Annotated in this window: 21 protein-coding genes; 18 read left to right on the plus strand and 3 right to left on the minus strand. The window is 63.2% G+C overall.

The genetic code is table 11. The features are described from left to right. Nucleotides 1-226 precede the first annotated feature (226 nt). The 7 genes from gap (at nt 227) to AC3WJP_RS13735 (ending at nt 7,259) form a co-directional block, all read left to right on the plus strand. Nucleotides 227-1,228 (plus strand): type I glyceraldehyde-3-phosphate dehydrogenase, encoded by a 1,002-nt coding sequence (gene gap / locus AC3WJP_RS13705; protein WP_493722689.1) that lies wholly within the window; start codon nt 227-229, stop codon nt 1,226-1,228. 89 nt (nt 1,229-1,317) lie between these two features. Further along, nucleotides 1,318-1,836, plus strand: coding sequence for an RNA polymerase sigma factor (locus AC3WJP_RS13710; RefSeq protein WP_493722688.1), 519 nt, complete (start codon nt 1,318-1,320; stop codon nt 1,834-1,836). 33 nt (nt 1,837-1,869) lie between these two features. Beyond that, nucleotides 1,870-2,844, plus strand: a complete 975-nt coding sequence (locus AC3WJP_RS13715) for a FecR family protein (protein ID WP_493722687.1) — start codon at nt 1,870-1,872, stop codon at nt 2,842-2,844. A gap of 254 nt (nt 2,845-3,098) precedes the next feature. Continuing rightward, nucleotides 3,099-5,660: a TonB-dependent receptor gene (locus AC3WJP_RS13720; protein WP_493722686.1), complete on the plus strand. Its 2,562-nt coding sequence runs from the start codon at nt 3,099-3,101 to the stop codon at nt 5,658-5,660. A gap of 150 nt (nt 5,661-5,810) precedes the next feature. After that, nucleotides 5,811-6,425, plus strand: coding sequence for a biliverdin-producing heme oxygenase (locus AC3WJP_RS13725; protein ID WP_493722685.1), 615 nt, complete (start codon nt 5,811-5,813; stop codon nt 6,423-6,425). Between the two features lie 14 nt (nt 6,426-6,439). Further along, nucleotides 6,440-6,835: a YbaN family protein gene (locus tag AC3WJP_RS13730; protein WP_493722733.1), complete on the plus strand. Its 396-nt coding sequence runs from the start codon at nt 6,440-6,442 to the stop codon at nt 6,833-6,835. A 70-nt stretch (nt 6,836-6,905) separates the two neighbouring features. Then, the gene (locus AC3WJP_RS13735; RefSeq protein WP_493722684.1) at nt 6,906-7,259 is read left to right on the plus strand and encodes a DUF5064 family protein; all 354 of its coding nucleotides are present in this window, start codon (nt 6,906-6,908) and stop codon (nt 7,257-7,259) included. 16 nt (nt 7,260-7,275) lie between these two features. On the opposite strand, the gene AC3WJP_RS13740 is transcribed toward AC3WJP_RS13735, so the two are convergent. Continuing rightward, a complete protein-coding gene (locus AC3WJP_RS13740) occupies nt 7,276-7,884 on the minus strand; it encodes an RES family NAD+ phosphorylase (protein ID WP_493722683.1) in 609 nt (202 codons plus the stop codon). A gap of 83 nt (nt 7,885-7,967) precedes the next feature. On the opposite strand from AC3WJP_RS13740, the gene gcsR reads away from it, so the two are divergent. From gcsR to AC3WJP_RS13770, 6 genes are all read left to right on the plus strand, one after another. Then, nucleotides 7,968-9,476 carry a transcriptional regulator GcsR gene (gcsR, locus tag AC3WJP_RS13745; protein ID WP_493722682.1) on the plus strand — a complete coding sequence of 503 codons (1,509 nt, stop codon included), beginning with the start codon at nt 7,968-7,970 and terminating at the stop codon, nt 9,474-9,476. A gap of 511 nt (nt 9,477-9,987) precedes the next feature. Then, nucleotides 9,988-10,365, plus strand: a complete 378-nt coding sequence (gene gcvH, locus AC3WJP_RS13750; protein WP_493722681.1) for a glycine cleavage system protein GcvH — start codon at nt 9,988-9,990, stop codon at nt 10,363-10,365. Nucleotides 10,366-10,375: 10 nt separating this feature from the next. After that, entirely contained in the window at nt 10,376-13,240 is a 2,865-nt protein-coding gene (gene gcvP / locus AC3WJP_RS13755; protein ID WP_493722680.1) for an aminomethyl-transferring glycine dehydrogenase, read from the plus strand. Between the two features lie 124 nt (nt 13,241-13,364). Next, on the plus strand, nt 13,365-14,489 hold the full coding sequence (gene gcvT / locus AC3WJP_RS13760; RefSeq protein ID WP_493722679.1) for a glycine cleavage system aminomethyltransferase GcvT: 1,125 nt from the start codon (nt 13,365-13,367) through the stop codon (nt 14,487-14,489). Nucleotides 14,490-14,913: 424 nt separating this feature from the next. Continuing rightward, nucleotides 14,914-15,126, plus strand: coding sequence for a cold-shock protein (locus tag AC3WJP_RS13765; protein WP_003227496.1), 213 nt, complete (start codon nt 14,914-14,916; stop codon nt 15,124-15,126). A gap of 127 nt (nt 15,127-15,253) precedes the next feature. Further along, a complete protein-coding gene (locus AC3WJP_RS13770) occupies nt 15,254-15,736 on the plus strand; it encodes an RDD family protein (protein WP_493722678.1) in 483 nt (160 codons plus the stop codon). Nucleotides 15,737-15,830: 94 nt separating this feature from the next. On the opposite strand, the gene lptG is transcribed toward AC3WJP_RS13770, so the two are convergent. Then, on the minus strand, nt 15,831-16,892 hold the full coding sequence (lptG, locus tag AC3WJP_RS13775) for an LPS export ABC transporter permease LptG (RefSeq protein WP_493722677.1): 1,062 nt from the start codon (nt 16,890-16,892) through the stop codon (nt 15,831-15,833). Continuing rightward, complete coding sequence (lptF, locus tag AC3WJP_RS13780) at nt 16,889-18,010, minus strand: LPS export ABC transporter permease LptF (RefSeq protein ID WP_493722676.1); 1,122 nt, start codon at nt 18,008-18,010, stop codon at nt 16,889-16,891. Before lptF ends, lptG begins: the two co-directional genes overlap by 4 nt. Before the next feature lie 363 nt (nt 18,011-18,373). Between lptF and AC3WJP_RS13785 the strand changes: the two genes are divergently transcribed. The 5 genes from AC3WJP_RS13785 to rlmF all read left to right on the plus strand — a co-directional run bounded on the left by AC3WJP_RS13785 (nt 18,374) and on the right by rlmF (nt 24,888). Beyond that, a complete protein-coding gene (locus AC3WJP_RS13785; protein ID WP_493722675.1) occupies nt 18,374-19,861 on the plus strand; it encodes a leucyl aminopeptidase in 1,488 nt (495 codons plus the stop codon). Nucleotides 19,862-19,989: 128 nt separating this feature from the next. Continuing rightward, complete coding sequence (locus AC3WJP_RS13790) at nt 19,990-20,418, plus strand: DNA polymerase III subunit chi (RefSeq protein ID WP_493722732.1); 429 nt, start codon at nt 19,990-19,992, stop codon at nt 20,416-20,418. Between the two features lie 7 nt (nt 20,419-20,425). Next, on the plus strand, nt 20,426-20,809 hold the full coding sequence (locus tag AC3WJP_RS13795) for a DNA polymerase III subunit chi (RefSeq protein WP_493722674.1): 384 nt from the start codon (nt 20,426-20,428) through the stop codon (nt 20,807-20,809). 199 nt (nt 20,810-21,008) lie between these two features. Beyond that, on the plus strand, nt 21,009-23,855 hold the full coding sequence (locus AC3WJP_RS13800) for a valine--tRNA ligase (RefSeq protein ID WP_493722673.1): 2,847 nt from the start codon (nt 21,009-21,011) through the stop codon (nt 23,853-23,855). A gap of 121 nt (nt 23,856-23,976) precedes the next feature. Then, nucleotides 23,977-24,888, plus strand: coding sequence for a 23S rRNA (adenine(1618)-N(6))-methyltransferase RlmF (gene rlmF, locus AC3WJP_RS13805; RefSeq protein ID WP_493722672.1), 912 nt, complete (start codon nt 23,977-23,979; stop codon nt 24,886-24,888). The last annotated feature ends 155 nt before the right edge of the window (nt 24,889-25,043 follow it).

The following is a 25,043-nucleotide window of genomic DNA, read 5'->3' on the forward strand; positions in this document are numbered from 1 at the left end:
TTCACAAGTTTCACTCGTCGGGCCGTTGCAGCGTCTAGGCTCGAAAAGGATCCAAAAAAGGTGCCGTACCGGTCACTCGTTGTAGATAGAACAAAATATTGCCATTAAAAAGGCTTGTTTTCTATTTCTATGCGAATAATCTTGTAATTCCAACAACAAAACCAGATTTCGTGTCCGTGCGCTCGTGGCCCGATCACCTTACAATCTGTCCGACAGTAGGTAACCCATGACTATTCGCATCGCAATCAACGGTTTTGGACGCATCGGTCGTAACGTCCTCCGTGCACTGTATACCCAAGACTATCGCCAACACCTGCAAGTCGTCGCCATCAACGACCTGGGCGACAGCAAGATCAACGCTCACCTGCTCAAATACGACACCGTACACGGCACTTTCGATGCCACGGTGGAGCACGACGAAGAAAGCCTGACGGTCAACGGTGACCGTATTGCGGTCAGCGCCATCCGCAACCCCGCCGAGCTGCCGTGGAAGGCCCAGCAGATCGACGTGGTGTTCGAATGCACTGGTTTCTTCACCGACCGCGACAAGGCCGCCGCGCATTTGAGCGCCGGCGCTCGCAAAGTGATCATTTCGGCACCGGCCAAGGGCGCCGACGCCACGGTGGTGTATGGCGTCAACCACGAGGTACTGCGCCAGTCGCACCAGATCATCTCCAATGCCTCCTGCACCACCAACTGCCTGGCTCCGGTCGCGCAGGTGCTGCACCGTGAGCTGGGCATCGAGCAAGGCCTGATGACCACCATTCACGCCTACACCAACGATCAGAACCTGATCGACGTGTACCACACCGATCCCTACCGCGCGCGCTCGGCGACCCAGTCGATGATCCCCAGCAAGACCGGGGCCGCCGAAGCCGTCGGCCTGGTGCTGCCGGAACTGGCGGGCAAGCTGACCGGCATGTCGGTACGGGTGCCGGTGATCAATGTGTCGCTGGTGGACCTGACCCTCAACGTCGGCAAACAGGCCAGCAGCGAGGAAATCAACGCACTGCTCAAGCACGCCAGCGAACAGTCCAAAATCCTCGGTTACAACACCCTGCCGCTGGTTTCCACTGACTTCAACCACAATCCGCTGTCGTCGATCTTCGATGCCAACCACACCAAGACCAACGGCAAACTGGTCAAAGTCATGGCTTGGTACGACAACGAGTGGGGTTTCTCCAACCGCATGCTCGACAACTGCCTGGCACTCTGCAACGCCGAGTAACAGTTGCCCTGTTAAAGACTCAGGCAAGGCTTGACGCAAATAGCGGATGATAAGCATTATCATCCGCTATCTTTTCGTCCGGTATTCCCGTGAGCCAGTCCCACTTCAACTCGGTGTTCATCGCCCAACGCCTGGTGCTGCTGCGCACCTTGCAGCGCATGGTCGATAACCCCAGCACCGCCGAAGACCTGCTGCAGGAGACCTACCTGCGGGTCACGCGTGCGCTGAAGGAACGCCCCATCACCCATCTGGAGCCATTCGTGTTCCAGACCGCGCGCAACCTGGCCCTCGATCACCTGCGTGCCCGTCGTCTGCGCGAGCACACGCTGCTGGAAGATGTTTCCACGGATGTGCTACACAATGTTGCAGCGCCCTGCAGTTCCGCCGAAGATGCGGCCCATGCCGAGCAGTTGCTGCAGCGCCTGAGCAGCAGCCTGTCGAAGTTGAGCGAGCGCCAGCAGCGGATTTTCATCCTCAGTCGCCTGCACGGCGCAAGTTGCCTCGAGATCGCCGAAACGCTTCAGGTGTCGGCCAGTACTGTGCAGAAGGAACTCAAATTGATCATGGCTATCTGCATGGGTATCGCCGAGCGTATGGAGGCGCCATGAACCTGATCTGGCAATCGCTGCCGAGGAAACGTTTTGATCGATCCTGACACCCTGCCCGCCTCTGGAGCCGCCACCGAAATGCCGAGTGGCGCGCTGGATCCGGCCGTCGATCAGGCGCTGGACTGGCTGATCCGCCTGGAAAGCCCCAGCCCCGAGGATTGCCTCGCCTTCGACGCTTGGCTGGCGGCTGCGCCGGAGCATGCGGCTGCATTCGCCAAGGCCGCCGGTGTGTGGCAGGGCGCGACGATGCGCCAGGCGGCGGAAAGTCTCCAGGCCCGCCGCACGCCACGCCTGCGCCGACGGCTGCTGGCCCGCTGGAAGCCTTTGGCGACCGCAGCGGTGCTGTTGATCGGCCTGTTCAGTTTCAGCAATGTGCCCCTGCGCCTGCAGGCCGATCACCTGACTCAGGTCGGCGAGCGTCAGCGGGTCGAGTTGCAAGACGGTTCCAAGGTGCTGCTCAACACCCATTCGGCCATCGCCTCGACCTTCGACATCGATCATCACCGCACCCGACTGTTGCAGGGCGAGGCGTTCTTCGAGGTTGGCGGTAGCCCGGCATTGCCATTGGAAGTCCAGGCCGGCCCGGTGCTGGCCAGTGTCCACGATACGGCGTTTGCGGTGAGCTATCTGGACGGTGAAGCGCAGGTCAAAGTGCAGCGCGGCAATGTCGACCTGCAAGCCAACGACGCCCAAAGCCTGCGCCTGAGCGCGGGGGACAGCATCCGCATCGGCCCCCAGGGCTTCGCCCGGCGCGAGCGCATGGACCCGGCGGTGGATCTCGCCTGGGTGCAAGGCCGCCTGGTATTCGAGGATCGCCCGCTGGGGCAAGTGCTGGCGGAGTTGCGTCGCTATTACCCGGGCTGGATCGTCAGCCGCAATGCTCAGCGGGAGGCCATGAAAGTCACTGGTAACTATCGGCTGGATCAACCTCGGGATGTGCTGCGCTCGCTGGCTCATGTGACCTCGGCCGATTTACAGGAATATCCGGGGGTGGTGATTTTTAACTGATGTTTGTCTGATGGATGATTTGTTGTCTGCACCGGCCCTTTCGCGGGCAAGCCTTGCTTCCACAGCTTCCACTGCTCTATGACTGTGTGGGTGTGGGAGCAAGGCTTGCCCGCGAAGGGGCCCTCCGCCTCCCCAAAAACCAAAGTCCACCAACTATTTTTACGCAATCCTTTTCCCGGCACGTCTCGTCATAGTCGATGCAATTGATTCCCATTCGAATCATTCACTATTACCCGTGCCACGGAACGCTTTTCATGCCAACAGGTTCATACCGCCCCACCAATACCCTATCGGCCCTTACCGTCGCCCTGCTCTGCGCTGGCGTCGCGCTGCCCGTCGCCGCCGCCGATTCCGTACCCACCGCACGCCAGCAGACCGGCACCTATAGCTTCGCCATCGTCCAGCAACCGCTGGTGGCCGCGCTGAACAATTTCAGCCAGATTACCGGCTGGCAGGTGGGTTTCTCGGCGGAACTCGCACAAGGGGTCGCCTCGCCCGGAGTGAAAGGCGCCTTGACCCCGGACAAGGCCCTCGAGCGCCTGTTGTTGGGCACCGGGCTGAGCTATCGCAAACTGGGTGACAACAACATCGTGCTGGAACGCAGCAGCGGTTCAGCCTTGGCGCTGCAGCAGATCACCGTGAGTGCGACGCGTCAGGCCGACGAAGTCAGCAAGGTGCCCGCCACCGTCACGGTGCACAGCCGGGAGGCGCTGGACCGCCAGAACGTCAACGACATCCGCGACCTGGTGCGCTATGAGCCAGGCGTTTCGGTCGGCGGCGCGGGCAACCGCGCAGGCACCACGGGTTACAACATCCGCGGCATCGACGGTAACCGCATCCTCACCCAGGTCGACGGCGTCGAAGTCCCGGACAGCTTCTTCAACGGCCCTTACGCCCAGACCGAACGCAACTACGTCGATCCGGAAATCATCAAGCGCGTGGAGATTCTCCGCGGCCCGGCCTCGGTGCTGTACGGCAGCAGCGCCATCGGCGGCGCGGTCAGTTACTTCACCCTCGACCCCGAGGACATCATCAAGCCGGGCCAGGACTACGGCGCGCGCTTGAAGACCGGCTACAGCTCCAAGGACGACAGCTGGCTGAAATCCGCAACCCTGGCCGGGCGCAGCGGCGACTTCGACGGGCTGCTGCACTTCAGCCAGCGCGATGGCCACGAGACCGAGTCCTACGGTGAACACGGCGGCACCGGCTTGAATCGCACCGAGGCCAACCCTGAAGACGCGCGCAAGACCAACGTGCTGGCCAAGGTGGGCTGGAACTACGCCGACGACAGCCGACTGGCGTTCACCTACGAGAAGTACAAGAGCGATGTCGATACCGATCAGTTGAGCGCGGTAGGTGGGCCGTTCCAGGCCAGCGGTACCGGCCTTGGCATGTACCGGTCGCGCCAGGGCAACGACACCATCAGCCGCGAGCGCTTTGGCCTGACCCACGACTTCGCCCTCGATACCGCCGTGGCCGACCACGTCAAGTGGAGCTTCAACTACCAGTTGGCGAAGACGGATCAGCGCACCGAGGAAATCTATTTCCCGTTTGCCTATACCTTGCTGCGCACCCGCGACACGCTGTACCAGGAACGCCAGTGGGTGCTCGACGCCCAGGCCGACAAAGCGTTCAGCATCGCTGACAGCGACCACCTGTTGACCTACGGCATCAATCTCAAACGCCAGAAAACCACGGGGTCGCGCAGCGGTACCGCCACCTGCCTGACCGCCACTGGTGCGTGCAGGGCCGTGGGCGTCGGCGGTTCGCTGGCGGGCTCGGCACTGGCCAAAGTCAGCGACTTCCCGGACCCGACCATCGATACCTACGCGTTGTTCGCTCAGGATCAGATCAGCTGGAATCAGTGGACCTTCACCCCGGGCCTGCGCTACACCAACACCCGCCTCAAGCCGCACGCGACCGACGCTTTCCTGGCATCGGTGGCTTCCGACCCGGACGGCACCTTCGACGATTCGACCCGAATCTGGCACAAGGTCACCCCCAGCTTCGGCGTGACCTACGCATTCGACGATCATTACACCTGGTATGGCCAGTACTCCGAAGGCTTCCGCACCCCCTCGGCAAAATCGCTGTATGGCCGCTTCGAAAACACGGCGAGCGGTTACATCGTCAAGCCCAACCCCGGGCTCAAGCCGGAAGAAAGCCGCAGCTATGAAACCGGTCTGCGGGGCAACTTCGATGCCGGCTCGTTCGATCTGGCGGTGTTCTACAACCAGTACAAGAACTTCATCGACGAAGACAACGTCACCAATGGCGCCGAAGCGCAGACGTTCCAGGCCAACAACATCAAGCATGCGGTGATCAAGGGCGCCGAGCTCAAGGGCCACCTCAACCTCGACAGCTTCGGTGCGCCGCAGGGCCTGTATGCCCGCGGCTCGATGGCTTATCTGTGGGGTGAAAACCAGGACACCGGCGCGCCGCTCAACACCGTGAACCCGTTCACCACCGTGATGGGCCTTGGCTATAGCCAGCCGAAATACGGCGGCGAATTGGCCTGGACGCTGGTCAAGCGCAAGACCCGTGTCGACGACAGCACGTTCTACGCCCCGGATGGCGCCAACAAGTTTCACCCCCCGGGCTACGGCGTGGTCGACCTCACGGGCTTCTACAAGCTCACTGCGGATCTGACGGTCAGTGGCGGGGTGTACAACCTGGCCGACAAGAAATACTGGCAGTGGGATGACGTTCGCGGCTACGACGGCGTAGGTGAGGCCGGCGTGCTCGCCCCCGCCAGCATCGACCGCCTCAGCGAACCTGGCCGCAACTTCGCGATCAATCTGGTCTGGGACCTCTGATATATGGCACTGTACCGCCAGCACCCGTGCTGGCGGTATGCCTCACTCACCCGAGCCCGCTATCGGATGAACCGATTGGCACTTTTTTTACTGAGATCGACGCCTCGTTCGTCTGGTTAATACAGCACTGCACTTCTCAAGGATTCGCCCATGACTGTTATCGAACAGGCTGCAAACGCCACCCTTCTGCGCTCGGCGCGCCTGCGCGCGCTGAGCCACAGCCTGCATGACGAGCTCGAGCAGGTCGTCGCCACCTATGCGCCTTTCGACAGCGTCGAGAGCTATGGCCATTTCGTGCAGATGCAGTACCTGTTCCAGGCCGAACTGCAGCACCTGTACAACGATCCGGCCCTGGTCGCGCTGTTCCCCGACCTGCCCGAGCGTTGCCGCGCCGATGCCGCCAAGGCCGACCTCGCCGATCTCGGCTTGCCCGTGCCGGCGCCACTGCCGGGGGCCCTGAGCAACCCCAGCCAGGCCACCGCGCTTACCTGGATTCGCGTCTCGGAAGGGTCTAAACTCGGCGCCGCCATCCTGATCAAGCGTGCCAACGCCCTCGGTTTCACCGAAGCGTTCGGCGCCCGTCACCTGGCCGAACCCGAAGGCGGCCGTGCCAAGGGCTGGAAAGCGTTCAACGCCATATTCGACGCGCTGCCATTCAGCGAGGCCGCTGAAGCCGAAGCCGATCAAGCCGCGCTCGACGCCTTTTCCCGCCTGCACGTGCTGCTGCAATACACCTACACCGCCGAAGGCAACGTTTCGGCGTGATCAATCTGGACTCCATGGACAACCCAAGGCCGCCCCGCTCCAAAGTCGCCCGTGTGCTGTATGGCGTGCTGGCTTACACGAGCCTGACCATCGGCCTGATCGCCATCGTCATTCCGGGCTTGCCCACCACGGAGTTCGTCCTGCTCGCCGCGTGGGCCGCGACTCGCAGCTCGCCGGCGCTGAGCGCATGGCTCGAGAACCATCGGCTGTTCGGGCCCATCATCAGCAATTGGCGCGATGGCAAGGTCATCACCCGCAAGGCCAAAGTCAGCGCCACCGTCAGCATGCTGATCTGCAGCGTGGTGATGTGGCTGACGCTCAAGCACCTGTGGTTTCTGTATGCGGCCATCGGCGGCATGGTGCTGGTCAATCTGTGGATCTGGTCGCGGCCCGAAGAGCGCCGCGGCTGATCGCCACGCTGAACCACAGCGCCCCCCAAAGGGTCTATCCTGCACGCATCAGCCCAGGAGAACCCTTCCCATGTTCGAACCCGGTCATCTGCACCTCCAGCACGCCAAGCTGCTTCCCGACGAAGTCGGCTACGACATCCACCTCAAATACGAAGTGCGCACCGACGCCGAGCGTGGCGCGCTGATGCACTTCGATATCAGCGGTCAGATCGACGGCAAGGAATTCAACGACGAATTCGACCTCCCTGAGGACATGGCCTGCAACTTCGCCAGCAATGCCGAACGCATCGCCCACACGCACGGCCTGCCCAAGGCCAAGGTGCTGCCGATCGCGGTGCACAAGCAATACGACGCGATGTTCGAGGATGTGCGCAGCAAGCTCGGCAGGCATTCGGGTGATCCGGTGAATACCGATCGGGTTTGACGCCAGCAGTCGCTCGCTAGAAAGACCGATCGACCGACCGCACTTCCAGCACATGGCTGAATCGCTGCGTCTTGCCGTCCCAGCAATAGCGAAAGTGCGGGCCTTGGGTGGGGATGGATAACGCAGGCGGTCGTAATGCCGCCACGCACTCATGCCCAGGCGACCGAACGCTGCGGTAGAGCAGGCCCCAAGCGCCCTCGCTACGCTGTTCACGGGCGAATGCCTGCGGGGCGGGGTATTCCGCCTCGTGGAAGTCCGCGCGATGGCGCACATCCACCATGGGCTTGAGTACCTGATTGACATAGGTGCGCATCGTCACTTCGATGCTTGCCTCTTGGGTCGCGCGCCAGAACGCCTCCTGATGAAAACGCGTTTCGGCCAACGCCGCGTCCAGGCTGTTCGCGCAGTAGTAAACGCCGTAGCTGCCGTCGGTATAACGGCTGGCGCGACCGATATGGGTGAAGGCCGCCATCAAGGGCGTCGACCCCGGCCCGCTGACACGATCCTGCGGCTGCACCCGATCGATCACGCCGGCCTGGTCGAGCAAGCGATCGTTGGTCAGCGCCTCGATGGCGAAGGCGATCTCAAGGTCGGCAGGTTCCAGCGTGTCCTCGAACACATCCACCGGCGACGAATCTGGGTATTTTCCATTCTTTCCCCCACCAAGGCATACTGCCGGTCCCTGCTGTCCAGAATTTCTGCTAGCCCATGCGCATCCACGTCAGTTTCATCGACCGAGTCGGTATCACCCAGGAAGTACTGGCGTTGCTGGGGGCTCGCAACCTCAATCTGGATGCCGTGGAGATGGTCCCACCCAACGTCTACATCGACGCTCCGACCCTGAGCCCGCAAGTCCTCGAAGAGTTGCACCACGCGCTGCTCAGCGTGCGCGGCGTGCAGGCGGTGACGGTGGTCGACATCCTTCCGGGGCAGCGCCGTCATCTGCAACTCGAGGCGCTGCTGGCGGCGATGGCCGATCCGGTACTGGCGCTGGACAGCGTTGGCCGTGTCCTGCTGGCCAATCCGGCGTTGATCGCCCTTTACGGCCGCGACCCGCGCGATGAATTTCTCGGCCAACTGCTAGGTGACGATGAACTGCTGGCGACCCTGATCGAGCAAGGCTTTCGTTTGCCATTGCGCGAAGTGCTGCTCAACGGTCAGACGCTGCTGCTCGATGCCACGCCGATCACCGACGCGGGTGCCCTGGTGACCCTTTACCCGCCCAATCGCATGGGCGAGCGCCTGGCCGCGCTGCACCATGATCATGCCGAGGGATTCGACTCGCTGCTGGGTGAGTCCCCGCCCATCCGCACCCTCAAGACCCGCGCCTTGCGGGTGGCGGCACTGGATGCACCCCTGCTGATCCAGGGCGAAACCGGCACCGGCAAGGAGCTGGTCGCCCGTGGCTGCCATGCCATCAGCGCGCGCCACAACGCGCCGTTTCTGGCGCTCAACTGCGCGGCGCTGCCGGAGAATCTGGCCGAGAGCGAGCTGTTCGGCTATGCCCCCGGCGCCTTCACCGGCGCTCAACGGGGTGGCAAACCGGGGCTGATGGAACTGGCCAATCAGGGCACGGTGTTTCTCGACGAAATCGGCGAGATGTCACCTTATCTGCAAGCCAAGCTCCTGCGTTTTCTCAACGATGGCAGCTTCCGCCGGGTCGGCGGCGATCGCGAGGTCAAGGTCGATGTGCGCATCCTCAGCGCCACCCATCGCAACTTGCAGAAGATGGTCGCCGAAGGCACCTTTCGCGAGGACCTCTACTACCGCCTCAACGTGCTGTCGCTGGAGGTGCCGCCGCTGCGCGAGCGCGGCCAGGACATCCTTATGCTGGCGCGGTACTTCATGCAGCAGGCCTGCACCCAGATCCAGCGGCCGCTGTGTCGCCTGGCGCCGGGCACCTACCCGGCGCTGCTGGGCAACCGCTGGCCGGGCAATGTGCGTCAGTTGCAAAACGTGATCTTCCGCGCCGCGGCCATCTGTGAAAGCACGGTGGTGGACATTGGCGACCTGGACATCGCCGGCACCTCGGTCGCGCGCCAGAGCGATATCGAGATCGACAGCCTGGAGCAGGCGGTGGAAGGCTTCGAGAAGGCCCTGTTGGAAAAACTTTACGTCAACTACCCTTCCACGCGGCAACTGGCGAGCCGGTTGCAGACTTCGCATACGGCCATTGCGCATCGGCTGCGCAAGTACGGTATTCCCCGGGATCTCTAGCGCGGCGGCCGGCCTCTTCGCGGGCAAGCCCGGCTCCTACAGAGGGCGCGCTGGGCTTGAGGGTGTGGGAGCAAGGCTTGCCCGCGATGGGGGTGGCGAGGCTGGGGATTTTTCGTGCGGCGGCCGGCCTCTTCGCGGGCAAGCCCGGCTCCTACAGAGGGCGCGCTGGGCTTGAGGGTGTGGGAGCAGGGCTTGCCCGCGATGGGGGCGGTGATTTCACGGCGTGGATCGTAGTGGAATCGTTACGTCGTAGCGAAATCATTCCACTTCCATCAGCGGGCGGCCGGTATAGCGCTGCCTATGCAAGCGCCCGTAAAACGTCTCAGACTGTACCGAATTCGTTCCACCCACATTTCCTTTGAAACGGGCGAAAACGCCTCCAACGCTGCTGTTTCCGACACTCCCGTTCACTTGGCAACAAACTTGCAAACAACGCTCTCAGATCGGCCCGAGCATGCCCGGGCCCACCTTTGCATCGGCCAGCTTAAAGCGCTGGCCCTGAGGAGTTTCAATGAGCGAGTTGCGTTTTACCGTTGAGCACGAATGGCTGCGTCTGGAAGCCGATGGCAGCGTCACCGTCGGCATCACTGCCTTCGCCCAGAACGCCTTGGGCGACGTGGTCTTCGTGCAACTGCCGGACCTGGCCAGCTACAACCAGCATGCCGAAGTCTCGGTGGTGGAATCGGTCAAGGCCGCCAGCAGCATCAACATGCCCCTGGACGGCGAGGTGGTCGAAGTCAACAGCGCGCTGGACGCCACCCCTGAGCTGGTCAATGACGCACCGCTGGGCGATGGCTGGTTCTTCCGCTTCGTACCGGCCGACGCCGGTCAACTCGATACGCTGCTCGATCAGCTAGCCTATGACAACTTGATCAGCGCCCAAGGCTAAGGAATCCGTCATGACCCTGCGCACGCCTCTGAACACCGCCAACGAATTCATCGCCCGTCATATCGGCCCGCGCGCCGAGGACGAGCAGGCCATGCTCGCCACCCTCGGTTTCGATTCGCTGCAGGCCCTGAGCGCCAGCGTGATCCCGGAATCGATCAAGGGCACCAGCGTACTGGAATTGTCCGAAGGCCAGAGCGAGGCCGAAGCCCTCGCCGCCATCAAGGCCATCGCCAGCCACAACCAGTTGTTCAAGACCTACATCGGCCAGGGCTACTACAACTGCCACACGCCGGCGCCGATCTTGCGCAACCTGCTGGAAAACCCGGCCTGGTACACCGCCTACACGCCGTACCAGCCGGAAATTTCCCAAGGCCGCCTCGAAGCGCTGCTGAACTTCCAGACCCTGATCAGCGACCTCAGCGGCCTGCCGATCTCCAACGCCTCCCTGCTCGACGAAGCCACTGCCGCCGCCGAAGCAATGACCTTCTGCAAGCGCCTGAGCAAAAACAAGCAAGGCGGCGCGTTCTTCGCTTCGCAGCATTGCCATCCGCAAACGCTGGACGTGCTGCGCACCCGCGCTGAACCCCTGGGTATCGAAGTGGTGGTGGCCGACGAGCAGCAACTCGGCGATCTGAGCGACTACTTCGGCGCCCTGCTGCAATACCCCGCCACAGACGGCGACGTGTACGACTACGCCGCGCTGATCCAGCGCTTCCACGATGCCAACGCGCTGGTCGCGGTCGCGGCCGATCTGCTGGCCCTGACCCTGCTCACTCCACCCGGCGAATTCGGTGCCGACGTGGCCTTGGGCAGTGCCCAGCGTTTCGGCGTGCCACTGGGCTTCGGCGGCCCGCACGCCGCCTATTTCGCCACCCGCGACGCGTTCAAGCGCGACATGCCCGGGCGCCTGGTGGGTGTGTCCATCGACCGCCACGGCAAGACCGCCCTGCGCCTGGCCATGCAGACCCGCGAGCAGCATATCCGCCGCGAGAAGGCCACCAGCAACATCTGCACCGCCCAGGTCTTGCTGGCCAACATCGCCAGCACCTACGCCGTGTATCACGGCCCGGCCGGCTTGCAGCAGATCGCCCGACGCGTCCACGGCCTGACCGCGATTCTGGCCCAGGGCCTGAGCGCGCTGGGCGTGCACGCCGAGCAGGAATACTTCTTCGATACCCTGACCTTCGCCACCGGCGATGCCACTGGCCCGTTGCATGCCAAGGCCACCGCAGCCGGCATCAACCTGCGGATCATCGACGCAGCCCGCCTGGGCCTGTCGCTGGACGAAACCACCACCCAGGCCGATGTTCAGGCGCTGTGGCAGCTGTTCGCGGCAGAGGGCCAGGCACAACCCGATTTCGACGCCCTGGCGCAAAGCTACAGCGATCGCCTGCCAGCCGCCTTGCTGCGCCAGTCAGCCATCCTCAGCCATGAAGTGTTCAACCGCTATCACTCCGAAACCGAGCTGATGCGTTACCTGCGCCGCCTGGCCGACAAGGACCTGGCGCTGGATCGCACCATGATTCCGCTGGGCTCGTGCACCATGAAACTCAACGCCGCCAGCGAGATGATCCCGATCACCTGGCCGGAATTCGGCAGCCTGCATCCGTTCGCTCCCGCCGAGCAGAGCCAGGGTTATCAGATGCTGACCGACGAACTGGAGGCCATGCTCTGCGCCGCCACCGGTTACGACGCGGTATCGCTGCAGCCCAACGCCGGTTCCCAGGGCGAGTACGCCGGCCTGCTGGCCATTCGTGCCTATCACCAGAGCCGTGGCGAGGAGCGCCGCGACGTGTGCCTGATCCCATCATCGGCCCATGGCACCAATCCCGCGACCGCCCACATGGCCGGCATGCGCGTGGTGGTCACGGCCTGTGACGCCCGCGGTAACGTCGACATCGAGGACCTGCGCGCCAAGGCCGTGCAACACCGCGACCAACTCGCCGCGCTGATGATCACCTACCCGTCGACCCACGGCGTATTCGAAGAAGGCATCCGTGAAATCTGCGCCATCGTTCATGACAACGGCGGCCAGGTGTACATCGACGGCGCCAACATGAACGCCATGGTCGGCCTGTGCGCGCCCGGCAAGTTCGGCGGCGACGTCTCGCACCTCAACCTGCACAAGACCTTCTGCATCCCCCACGGCGGTGGCGGCCCGGGCGTCGGCCCGATCGGCGTCAAATCGCACCTGGCGCCGTTCCTGCCCGGCCACGCGGCCATGGCGCGCAAGGAAGGCGCGGTCTGCGCAGCGCCGTTCGGCAGCGCCAGCATCCTGCCGATCACCTGGATGTACATCCGCATGATGGGCGGCGCCGGCCTCCAGCGCGCTTCGCAGTTGGCGATCCTCAACGCCAACTACATCGCCCGCCGCCTGGAAACCCACTACCCCGTGCTCTACAGCGGCAGCAACGGTCTGGTGGCGCACGAGTGCATCCTTGATCTGCGCCCGTTGAAGGACAGCAGCGGCATCAGTGTCGATGACGTCGCCAAGCGCTTGATCGACTTTGGCTTCCATGCGCCGACCATGTCGTTCCCGGTGGCCGGCACCTTGATGATCGAGCCGACCGAAAGCGAATCCCGCGCCGAGCTGGATCGCTTCTGCGACGCCATGATCTGCATCCGCGAAGAGATCCGCGCTGTGGAAAACGGCAGCCTCGACAGCGAGGACAACCCGCTGAAGAACGCGCCGCACACCGCCGAGGAAATCGTCGGCGAGTGGCCCCATCCCTACAGCCGCGAACAGGCGGTCTATCCGCTGCGCTCGCTGGTGCAGAGCAAGTACTGGCCGCCAGTGGGCCGTGTCGACAACGTCTTCGGCGATCGCAATCTGGTCTGCGCCTGCCCGTCGATCGAGGCGTATCAGGAAGCCTGAGTGAAGCCATCGGGGGCAAGCCCACTCGCTACAGCATCCCCCCTTGTAGCGAGGGGGCTTGCCCCCGATAGCGCTCAGCCCGGCCCGCCCCGGCCCGCCCCGCCCAATTCCAAGGAACACTGCGATGTCCACCGAAACCTTGCAACACACTCCCCTGCACGCCCTGCACCTCGAACTGGGCGCGCGCATGGTGCCGTTCGCCGGCTATGACATGCCCGTGCAGTACCCGTTGGGCGTGATGAAGGAACACCTCCACAGCCGCGAACAGGCGGGCTTGTTCGACGTCTCGCACATGGGCCAGATTCGCCTCACCGGCGCCAACGCCGCCAAGGCCCTCGAGGCGCTGGTGCCGGTGGATATCATCGACCTGCCCGTGGGCATGCAGCGTTATGCGATGTTCACCAACCCCCAGGGCGGCATTCTCGACGACCTGATGGTCGCCAATCTGGGTGACGACCAACTGTTCCTGGTGGTCAACGCCGCCTGCAAGGATCAGGACCTGGCCCACCTGCGCGAACATCTGGGCGATCAATGCAGCGTCGAGCCGATGTTCGAACAGCGCGCCTTGCTGGCCCTGCAAGGCCCGGCCGCCGTTACCGTGCTGGCACGTCTGGCGCCCGGCGTGGCGAGCATGACCTTCATGCAGTTCGCTGCCGTCGACGTGGATGGCATCGCCTGCTACGTCAGCCGCTCGGGCTACACCGGTGAAGATGGCTTCGAAATCTCCGTACCGGCCGAACACGCCGAAGCCCTGGCCCGGCGCCTGCTGGCCGAGCCTGAGGTCGCCGCCATCGGCCTGGGCGCCCGAGACTCGCTGCGCCTGGAGGCCGGCCTGTGCCTTTACGGCCACGACATGAACACCGACACCACACCGATCGAGGCCAGCCTGCTGTGGGCCATCTCCAAGGCCCGCCGCAGCGACGGTGTCCGGGCAGGCGGTTTCCCTGGGGCCGAGGTGATCTTCGCGCAGCAGCGCGACGGCATCGCCCGCAAGCGCGTCGGCCTGCTGCCGCAGGAACGTACTCCCGTGCGCGAAGGTGCCGAGGTGGTGGACGCCGAAGGCAAGGTCGTGGGCAGTGTATGCAGTGGCGGCTTCGGCCCGACCCTGGGCGCACCAGTGGCCATGGCGTATGTAGACAGCGCCTGCAGTGCTCTGGACAGCGAGTTGTGGGCCATGGTGCGTGGCAAACGGGTCGCGGTGAAAGTCAGCAAGATGCCCTTTGTAGTTCAACGTTATTACCGCGGCTAAATGTATCGGGGCAGCGTGATTGCAACGTTCGCGCCCCTCTGCTGACGCATTGCGCCAGACCACGCGAAAAACTTTTATATGCACTTACAAGGGCTTAGACGAACAGTCTCGATTCGATATCGAAACTCTCTGTACGGAATCGAAAATGACCGAACAGCGGCTAATGGCAGCAAGTGATTAGCCCCGCAGAAAAAGCTGCTGAAAAGCGCTAAAAGCAAGGCTTCGCAGGCTTGTTTTTGTCACAGGAGTTGTCGTAGAGTCTAGCGACTGTGTTTGCATGGGTCGCTATAGTACGTGGCCTGGGCAGTAGCTCTGAGCATTGCTACAACCCCTGTTCGACGGCGCTAAACTTTCCTGCAACCAGCCCAGTACTCTTTCATTTGGAAGAAGCTGTCACTAATTCTGTTTCAAGGGAAATAAAGCTATGTCGACTCGTCAGAGCGGTACCGTCAAGTGGTTTAACGACGAAAAGGGTTTTGGTTTTATCACTCCAGAGAGCGGTCCGGATCTGTTCGTACATTTCCGCGCAATCCAGGGTAACGGCTTCAAGAGCCTGAAAGAAGGCCAGAAAGTGACCTTCGTTGCAGTGCAGGGCCAAAAAGGCATGCAGGCGGACGAAGTCCAAGCCGAAGCCTGATTCGCGCGTGACAAAAAGCCCTCGCCGGCAACCGGCGAGGGCTTTTTCATGTCTGCGTTTCGGGTGGCGAGCGGCTTGCACACTGGGCTAAAGTGCCTGTCCTTTCAAGCCTGTGACGATGTCGAACGTGACTCCTTTGCTCACTCCTCCCGGCCCCTACCCCGCCGCCGGACTCAGCCGCCGCCTCGCCGCCATGGCCTACGACCTGCTGCTGTGCATCGCGCTGCTGATGCTAACTACCCTGCTGTACAAACTGGCCGCCATGGCCTTGATCGGCGAGGCGCGCTTGCGGCAACTGTCGGACAGCGGCGCACTGGATGGCGACCCGCTGCTGTCGACGCTGCTGGTGTTGGTGCTGTTCGGGTTCTTCGCCACGTTCTGGACCCGTGCCGGGCAGACGCTGGGCATGCAAGTGTGGGGGATCAGGGTGCAGAACGCCGACGGCAGCGCCATCAACCTGTGGCAGGCGCTGTTGCGCTTCATGGTGGCGATGGCTTCGGGGTTATGCCTGGGGCTGGGCTTTATCTGGGTGCGGATCGACCGGCAACAGCGCAGCTGGCATGACATCTGCTCGAGGTCGCAGATCGTGCGCCTGCCCGCCAGACGCTAACCTATAGCGAGGGGGCTTGCCCCCGAAAATCCTGTCAGATACACAGGCGCACCTGACACACCTATCGGCGGCAAGCCCCCTCGCTACAGCGGCATTACCCGGCTCGGCGCAGCAGCCACAAACCAGCGAACGCACAGATGCTCGCCGGTATCAGCACCGCCAGCAGCGGCGGGAAGCCAAACACCAGGCTCGATGGCCCGAGCAGGTCCTGCACGATACGGAAGGTGAACCCGACCAGCACACCGGTAAATACCCGCTGGCCCAGAGTCACCGAGCGCAGCGGCCCGAAGATGAAGGAAATCGCCATCAACACCAGCGCGGCCGTCACCAGCGGCTGGGTGACCTTGGTCCAGAATGCCAGCCAGTACTGGCCGTTGTTCAGGCCTTGATCGGCAAGGTAGTGGATGTAGCGCCACATGCCGGTGATCGACAGCGAATCAGGCGTGAGGATCACAGTCGCCAACAGTTGCGGGGTCAGCGACACGTCCCAGCGCTCTTCGGGAGCGGTCTTGATCTCGGTGTGATCACCCATGAAATGGGTGGTGGTGACCTCGCTCAGCACCCAGTGATCCCTGGCGTACTGCGCCTTGCGCGCAAAGCTGGCCGTCTGCATGTGCCGTTCCGGATCGATGTGATAACGGGTCACTCCGTACAGCACACCGTTGGGCTGCACGGCGTTGATGTGGATGTACTCCTCACCCTCGCGGTGCCACAGACCGTACTTGCCGGTTTGCGCTTGGTCGCCGCCCTGCTCCAGCGCGCGGTTGGCCTGCGCCTGGCTCTCGGTAACCGGCGCCACGTACTCGCCGATCAGCACGCCCATCACCATGAGCAGCAGCATGGGTTTCATCACCGCCCAGACGATACGGCCGATGGACACGCCAGCGGCGCGCATGATGGTCAGCTCGCTGCTGCTGGCCAGGCTGCCGAGGCCGATCAGGCAGCCGATCAGCGCGGCCATGGGCAGCATGTCGTAAAGGCGGCGCGGCGCGGTCAGGCCTACATAGCTCAGGGCATTGACCAAGGTGTAGGACTCGTCGACGTCCTTGATTTCATCGATCAGCGCAAACAGCGAGGCCAGGCCGAGAATGATGCCCAGCACCGCCAGAATGGCGAACAGGACGCTCTTGCCGATGTAGCGGTCGAGTTTTTTCATCGTGCCACACCCCGTACGGCTTTCTGGCTGGCGCGGCGCAGTTTCATGGGTTCCCAGAGCATCAGCCCGGCACCGATGGCGAGGAAGATCGCGTGCACCCACCACAGCCCCAGCGCGGCCGGCAGGCGGCCTTTTTCAAGGGCGCCGCGGGCGGCGATCAGGATGGTCAGGTAGGCCATGTACAGAAGAATCGCCGGCAGCAGCTTGAGGAAGCGACCCTGGCGCGGGTTGACTCGCGACAGTGGCACCGCCATCAGGGTCACGATGAAGACCAGCAACGGCAACGACAGGCGCCATTGCAGCTCGGCACGGGAGCGCGGGTCATTGGTGCTGGCCAACAGTTGCGAGGTGGGAATCGACTCACGCTCGGAGAGGTCTTCGACAAGATCCGGCTTGGGCAGCAGCACGCCATAGGTGTCGTACTTGATGGCCCGGTAGTCGGGCTCGCCCGGCTTGCCGTCGTAGCGGTAGCCGTTGTTCAGAATCAGGTAGCGGCTGCCGTCGGGACGCGTTTCCTGATGCCCCTTCTCGGCCACCAGCACGGCGATGCCTGGGTCCTTTTTGCCAGGCTGCACCTCATGGCGTTCGGAGATGAACACGCCGCTGAGATTGACGCGGTCGTCTGACATCCGCTCGGTATAGGTCACCCGCGAGCCGTCGCGCAGCATCTGGAAGCGGCCAGGTACCAGGGTGTCGAACTCGGTCATGGAATCCTGCTGGTCGACCACCTTCATCCACTGCGCCACGCCTTGCGGCGCCAGGCTGAGGCTCAGCCAGGCAACGATGACGAACAACACGGTGGCCGGGCCCATGGTCATGGCCAGCAAGCGTTGCTGGCTCATGCCGGTGGCGGCGAGCACGGTCATTTCGCTTTCGAGGTAGAGGCGCCCATACGCCAGCAGGATGCCGAGGAACAGGCCCAGAGGCAGGATCAACTGCAGGAAGCCGGGCAAGCGATAGCCCATGATCTGGAACAGCACGCCCGGATCGATGATGCCCTGCGCCGCTTGGGCCAGGTACTTGATGAAGCGACCGCTCATGATGATGACCAGCAGCACCGCACTGACGGCGCTCATGGTCACCATGACCTCGCGGGATAGATAACGGAAGACGATCAAACCAGACACTCCAGGGTTGTCAGGCTCAGGCAGCCGAACAATTGAACGCAGCACTCAAGACAGCGGTGGCCGGCATGCCGGGGCACGCCAACGAAAAAGTCGGCGCATTATCCTGTGATTGCCCTTCCGTGTCACTTCGCGCGCTCGCTGGCGAGCAAATTTCATCGCCTGGCTATCTGCGTCGCTGACGGGGCCGACACTTGAAGCAACGGGGCTCGCACCTCATATAGAGGGTTGTCAGCATCCGTTGCCTAGGGTCAAACTGCGCTCTTTGCCGCGACATGCGCACGCGCAGCGCACCCACGGCCGCCGCAGGGCCCAGACCCGGCGCCACACTCGACAGACCAATTAGGGATTCGAAATATGGAACTGGTTGTAAAAAGCGTCAACGCCGACACCCTCAAGACCGCCACCCTGGTCGTGCCGGTCAGCGAAGGCGGCGCCCTGGGCACCGTCGCGCAAAAAATCGACACCCTCACCAATGGGGCCCTGAGCGCGGTGCTCAAGCGTGGCGACCTGGTCGGCAAAAGCGGCCAGACTCTGGTGTTGCATGCCCCGACTGGCGTAAAGGCCGAGCGCATCCTGCTGGTCGGCGTGGGCAAGGACGAACTCGGCGACCGTCCGTTTCGCAAAATCGCCAGCAGCATCCTGGGTGTGCTCAAGGGCCTGGGCGGCGGTGACGCCGTGCTGGCCCTTGACGAACTGACGGTCAAAGGCCGCGATGCCTACGGCAAGGCGCGCCTGCTGAGCGAGACCCTGCTGGACGGCGAATATGTATTCGATCGTTTCAAGAGCCAGAAGGCCGAGCCTCGCGCGCTGCAGAAGATCACCCTGCTGACCACCAAGGCCAGCCTGGCGGAAGTCGAGCGTGCCGTGACCCACGCCAAGGCAATCGCCACCGGCATGAGCTTCACCAAGGACCTGGGCAACCTGCCGCCCAACCTGTGCCATCCGAGCTTCCTGGCCGAAGCGGCGAAGAGCCTGAGCAAGTCGCACAAAAACCTCAAGGTGGTCATCCACGACGAGAAAAAACTCAAGGAACTGGGCATGGGCGCCTTCCTGGCCGTGGCTCAGGGCAGCGACCAGCCACCGCGCCTGATCGAGCTCAGCTACCAGGGCGGGAAAAAATCCGACCAGCCGTACGTGCTGGTCGGCAAGGGCATCACCTTCGACACCGGTGGCATCAGCATCAAGCCCGCCGCCGGCATGGATGAAATGAAATACGACATGTGCGGCGCCGCCAGCGTGTTCGGCACCCTGCGCGCCGTGCTCGAGCTGAACCTGCCGATCAACCTGGTGTGCCTGATGGCCTGCGCCGAGAACATGCCGAGCGGCGGCGCCACGCGCCCTGGCGACATCGTCGAAACCATGAGCGGGCAGACCGTCGAAATCCTCAACACCGATGCCGAAGGTCGTCTGGTGCTGTGCGACACCCTCACCTATGCCGAGCGCTTCAAGCCCCAGGCCGTGATCGATATCGCCACCCTGACCGGCGCCTGCGTGGTTGCTCTGGGTGCCCACACCTCGGGCCTGATGGGCAACAACGACGAACTGGTCGGCCAACTGCTGACCGCTGGCAAGGCTGCCGACGACCGCGCCTGGCAACTGCCGCTGTTCGACGAATACCAGGAGCAGCTCGACAGCCCGTTCGCCGACATTGCCAACATCGGCGGGCCGAAAGGCGGCACCATCACCGCCGGGTGCTTCCTGTCGCGTTTCGCCAAGCAGTACAACTGGGCGCACATGGACATCGCCGGCACGGCATGGGTCAGCGGCGGCAAGGACAAAGGCGCCACTGGGCGTCCGGTGCCGTTGCTGACGCAATACCTGCTGGATCGCGCCGCGGTGTAATGGCTGACGGCCTCTTCGCGGGCAAGCCTCGCTCCCACACCACTGTGGGAGCAGGGCTTGCCCGCGAAGAGGCCGGTATGACTGGCGCAATACCGCGCCGCTATCTGTCCAGCCTTGTTGCCCTGACCATGACCAAAATCGACTTCTACATCCTCCCCAGCCCCTCCCCCGCCGCACGCCTGGATTTCGCCTGCAAACTCACGGAAAAAGCCTGGCGCCTTGGTCATCGGGTCTATCTGCAGTGCGCCGACAACGCCCAACGCGATGCGCTGGACGCGCGCCTGTGGAGCTTCAAGGGCGAGAGCTTCGTCCCCCACAGCCTGATCGAGGCAGCTGACAACGCCCCGATCGCCCTGGGCCTGGATGACCAGAGCGGCGAGCACAGCGATCTGCTGGTCAACCTCGGTCTGAGCATACCGACCGACTTCGCGCGCTTCGCCCGCGTGGCCGAGATCGTGGTCGAAGACCCGGCGATTCGCCAGGCTGCGCGGGAGAGTTTCCGTTTCTACCGGGAGAAGGGCTATCCTTTGCAAGATCACCGCTTGACGCGACTTTGAGCCGACGATGGACAAACCATACAACTTGCCTAAATCCGCGCACCTGCTGGACGACCTCGAGTCGATCCGCCAGTTGCTCGGCGACGACGACCTGCAACCGCCGCTACTGACCGAAACCGTGCAAGACAGCGAGGAGCAGATCCCCCTGCTGTTCGAGCTGGCTGACGAACGCTCCACCACTACGGCCGAGCCTGTGGTACCCGCGGCCCCGACGCCCAATGGGACGCAGCAAGAACGCAACCGCCAGGATACCTTGCTGCACCTGGATGCCGAACTGCGCGCGGCGGCACAACTGATCATGCAGGACGTAATCGACGACTTCGCCCCGCACATCGAGGCGGAAGTCAAACGCCGCCTCGAAGCCCGGCTGGAGCGCCTGCTGGGCAACTGAATACCCGCCCTGTAGCGAGGGGGCTCGCCCCCGACTCGGTTCACCACTTCCACTGTGGTATCCGATACCGGATCGGGGGCAAGCCCCCTCGCTACACCGCCGTAATTGTCACTCCCCGCCGCAAGGCATGTGCCTGCCCGCCCATTGGCGTTATACTTGTCGGCTTTCCTGAATTAATGCCTATAGGGTCCCGCCGCGCATGGATAAGACCTACCAGCCGCACGCCATCGAAACTTCCTGGTACCAGACCTGGGAGTCCGAGAACTACTTTGCCCCGCAAGGCGCGGGCGAGTCCTACACCATCATGATCCCGCCGCCGAACGTTACCGGCAGCCTGCACATGGGCCACGGCTTCAACAACGCGATCATGGACGCCCTGATCCGTTTCCGTCGCATGCAGGGGCGCGACACCCTTTGGCAGCCCGGTACCGACCACGCCGGTATCGCCACCCAGATGCTGGTCGAGCGCCAGCTCGAAGCCCAGGGCCAGAGTCGCCACGACCTGGGTCGGGAAAAATTCCTCGACAAGATCTGGGAATGGAAGGATCAGTCCGGCGGCAACATCAGCCGTCAGATTCGCCGCCTGGGCTCGTCCGTGGACTGGAGCCGCGAACGCTTCACCATGGATGACGGCCTCTCGGAAGCGGTCAAGGAAGCGTTCGTGCGCCTGCATGAAGACGGCCTGATCTACCGCGGCAAGCGCCTGGTCAACTGGGACACCAAGCTGCACACCGCCATCTCCGACCTCGAAGTGGAAAACCACGACGAGAAAGGCTTCCTGTGGAACCTCAAGTACCCGCTGGCCGACGGCGCGAAAACCGCCGAGGGCAACGCCTACCTGATCGTCGCCACCACCCGCCCGGAAACCATGCTCGGCGACGCCGCCGTGGCCGTGAACCCGAACGACGAGCGCTATCAGGCGCTGATCGGCAAGTTCATCGAGCTGCCGCTGGTGGGTCGTCACATCCCGATCATCGCTGATGATTACTGCGACCCCGAGTTCGGCACCGGCTGCGTGAAGATCACTCCGGCTCACGATTTCAACGACTACGAAGTCGGCAAGCGCCACAACCTGCCGCTGCTCAACATTTTCGACAAGAATGCCCACGTGCTGCCCGCCGCCCAGGTGTTCAACCTCGACGGCAGCCTCAACGACGCCGTCGACGGCACCCTGCCCGCGCAATACGCGGGCCTGGAGCGCTTTGAAGCGCGCAAGCAGATCGTCGCCGCGTTCGACGAACTGGGCCTGCTGGTCAGCGTCGACGATCACGGCCTCAAGGTGCCCAAGGGTGACCGGTCCGGCACCGTCATCGAGCCGTGGCTGACCGACCAGTGGTACGTGTCCACCAAGCCGTTGGCCGAGCCGGCGATCGCCGCCGTGGAAGACGGCCGCATCGAGTTCGTGCCCAAGCAATACGAAAACATGTACTTCTCCTGGATGCGCGACATTCAGGACTGGTGCATCAGCCGCCAGCTCTGGTGGGGCCACCGCATCCCGGCCTGGTACGACGAGTCGGGCAAGGTCTACGTCGGCCGCAGCGAAGCCGAAGTGCGCGCCAAGCACGGCCTGGGCGACGACCTGGTACTGAATCAGGACAACGACGTCCTCGACACCTGGTTCAGCTCGGGGCTGTGGACCTTCTCCACCCTCGGCTGGCCGGAGCAGACCGAATTCCTGAAGAAATTCCACTCCACCGACGTGCTGGTGACGGGCTTCGACATCATTTTCTTCTGGGTCGCCCGGATGATCATGCTGACCATGCACCTGATCAAGAACGAGGACGGCACCCCGCAGGTGCCATTCAAGACGGTGTACGTGCACGGCCTGGTGCGTGACGGCCAGGGCCAGAAAATGTCCAAGTCCAAGGGCAACGTCCTGGACCCGCTGGACATCATCGACGGCATCGAACTCGAAGCCTTGGTGCAGAAGCGCACCTCGGGGATGATGCAGCCCAAGCTGGCCAAGAAGATCGAGAAGCAGACCCGCGACGAGTTCGCCGACGGCATCGCCAGCTACGGCACCGACGCCCTGCGCTTCACCTTCTGCTCGCTGGCTTCCACCGGGCGCGACATCAAGTTCGACATGGGCCGCGTCGAAGGCTATCGAAACTTCTGCAACAAGATCTGGAACGCCGCCCGCTACGTGCTGGACAAAGGCGAAGACTGCGGCCAGAACGGCGAAGCCTACGAGCTGTCGCTGGCCGATCGCTGGATCATCTCGCAGCTGCAACGCACCGAAGCCGAAGTGACCCGCCAGCTGGATCAGTTCCGCTTCGACCTGGCCTCTCAGGCGCTGTACGAGTTCATCTGGAACCAATACTGCGACTGGTACCTGGAGCTGTCCAAGCCCGTGCTGTGGGACGAGAACGCGCCGGTCGAACGCCAGCGCGGCACTCGTCGCACCCTGGTGCGCGTGCTGGAAGTGGCGCTGCGCCTGGCGCATCCGTTCATGCCGTTCATCACCGAGGAAATCTGGCAGCGCCTGGCGCCGCTGGTGGGTGCCGAGGGCAAGACCATCATGCTGCAGCCGTGGCCAGTGGCCAACGAATCGCGCATCGACGTGGCCGCCGAAGACGATATCGAATGGCTCAAGGGCCTGATGCTGGGCACTCGCAACATTCGTGGCGAAATGAACATCGGCCCCGGCAAGCCGCTGCAGATTTTCGTCAAGAACGCCAGCAGCGAAGACCAGCGTCGTCTGCTCGAGAACGAAGCCTTGCTCAAGAAGCTGGCCAAGCTCGAGTCGATCACCGTGCTGGACGCCGGCGCCGAAGCGCCATTGAGCGCCACCGCGTTGGTGGGCGAGATGGAAGTGCTGGTGCCGATGGCCGGGCTGATCGACAAGGACGCCGAACTGGCGCGTCTGGACAAGGAAATCCAGCGTCTGCAGGGTGAAGTCCAGCGCGTCGGCGGCAAGCTTTCGAATGCTGCCTTCGTCGACAAGGCGCCCCCAGCGGTCATCGACAAAGAACGCGCCAAGCTGGCCGAAGCCGAGCAGGCGCTGGGCAAACTGGCCGAGCAGCACGCGCGGATCAGCAGCCTGTAAACACCGCACCTGTGTGGCGAGGGGGCTTGCTCCCGATACGGTGTCTCAGTCCCGGCAGCGGTGACTGGCACACCGTATCGGGAGCAAGCCCCCTCGCCACATTTGCACTGGACGTATCGACATGACATCCCCCGCCAAACCCACCCTGCACCCGCGCAACCGCCATCAGGGCCGCTACGACTTCCCCAAGCTGATCAAGAGCAGCCCCGAGCTTGCCCAGTTCATGATCATCAACCCCTATGGCAAGGAGAGCATCGATTTCGCCAACCCGGCGGCGGTCAAGGTGTTCAACCGTGCCCTGCTGCGGGCGCTGTATGGCATCCAGCACTGGGACATTCCCGAAGGCTACCTGTGCCCGCCGATCCCGGGGCGGGCCGACTACCTGCACTGCCTGGCGGATCTGTTGGCCGCCGACCGAGGCGGCGAGATCCCGCGCGGTAGCGTGGTGCGGGTACTGGACGTGGGGGTAGGTGCCAACGTGATCTATCCGCTGCTGGGCTACAGCGATTACCGTTGGCAGTTCGTGGGCTCTGACATCGACCCTGTGGCCCTGGCATCGGCCAAGGCGATCGTGCAGGCCAACGGCCTGGAGAAAGCTATCAGCCTGCGCCAGGCCGATCCACGGTACATTCTCAAGGGCCTGATCCAGGCTGACGAACGCTTTGACCTGACGATGTGCAATCCGCCCTTCCACGCGTCTTTGGCCGAAGCCACCAAAGGCAGCCAGCGCAAATGGCGGGCGCTGGGCAAGGCCGATCCGAAGCGCAAGCTGCCGGTGCTCAATTTTGGCGGGCAGAACAACGAGCTGTGGTGCGAGGGCGGCGAGATCCGTTTTACCAGCCAGCTGGTGGCCGAGAGCGCGGCGTTTGGGCAACAGGTGCGCTGGTTCAGCACGCTGGTATCGAAGGCGTCCAATCTGCCGGGGATTCAGGCGGCGCTGAAAAAAGCCGGGGCGCTGGACAGCACGGTGGTGGAGATGGGCCAGGGTCAAAAACAAAGTCGGTTTATCGCCTGGACGTTTCAGACGAAGTGATTTGTCGGTCTTGCCGGCCTCTTCGCGAGCAAGCCTCGCTCCCACAGGGTTTTGCCGATCCAGAGTCGTACGCCTGTGGGAGCAAGGGTGGCTCCCACAGGGTTTTGCCGATCCAGAGTCGTGCGCCTGTGGGAGCAAGGCTTGCCCGCGAAGCT

This window comes from Pseudomonas sp. GW821-FHT01A09 (assembly GCF_058986725.1).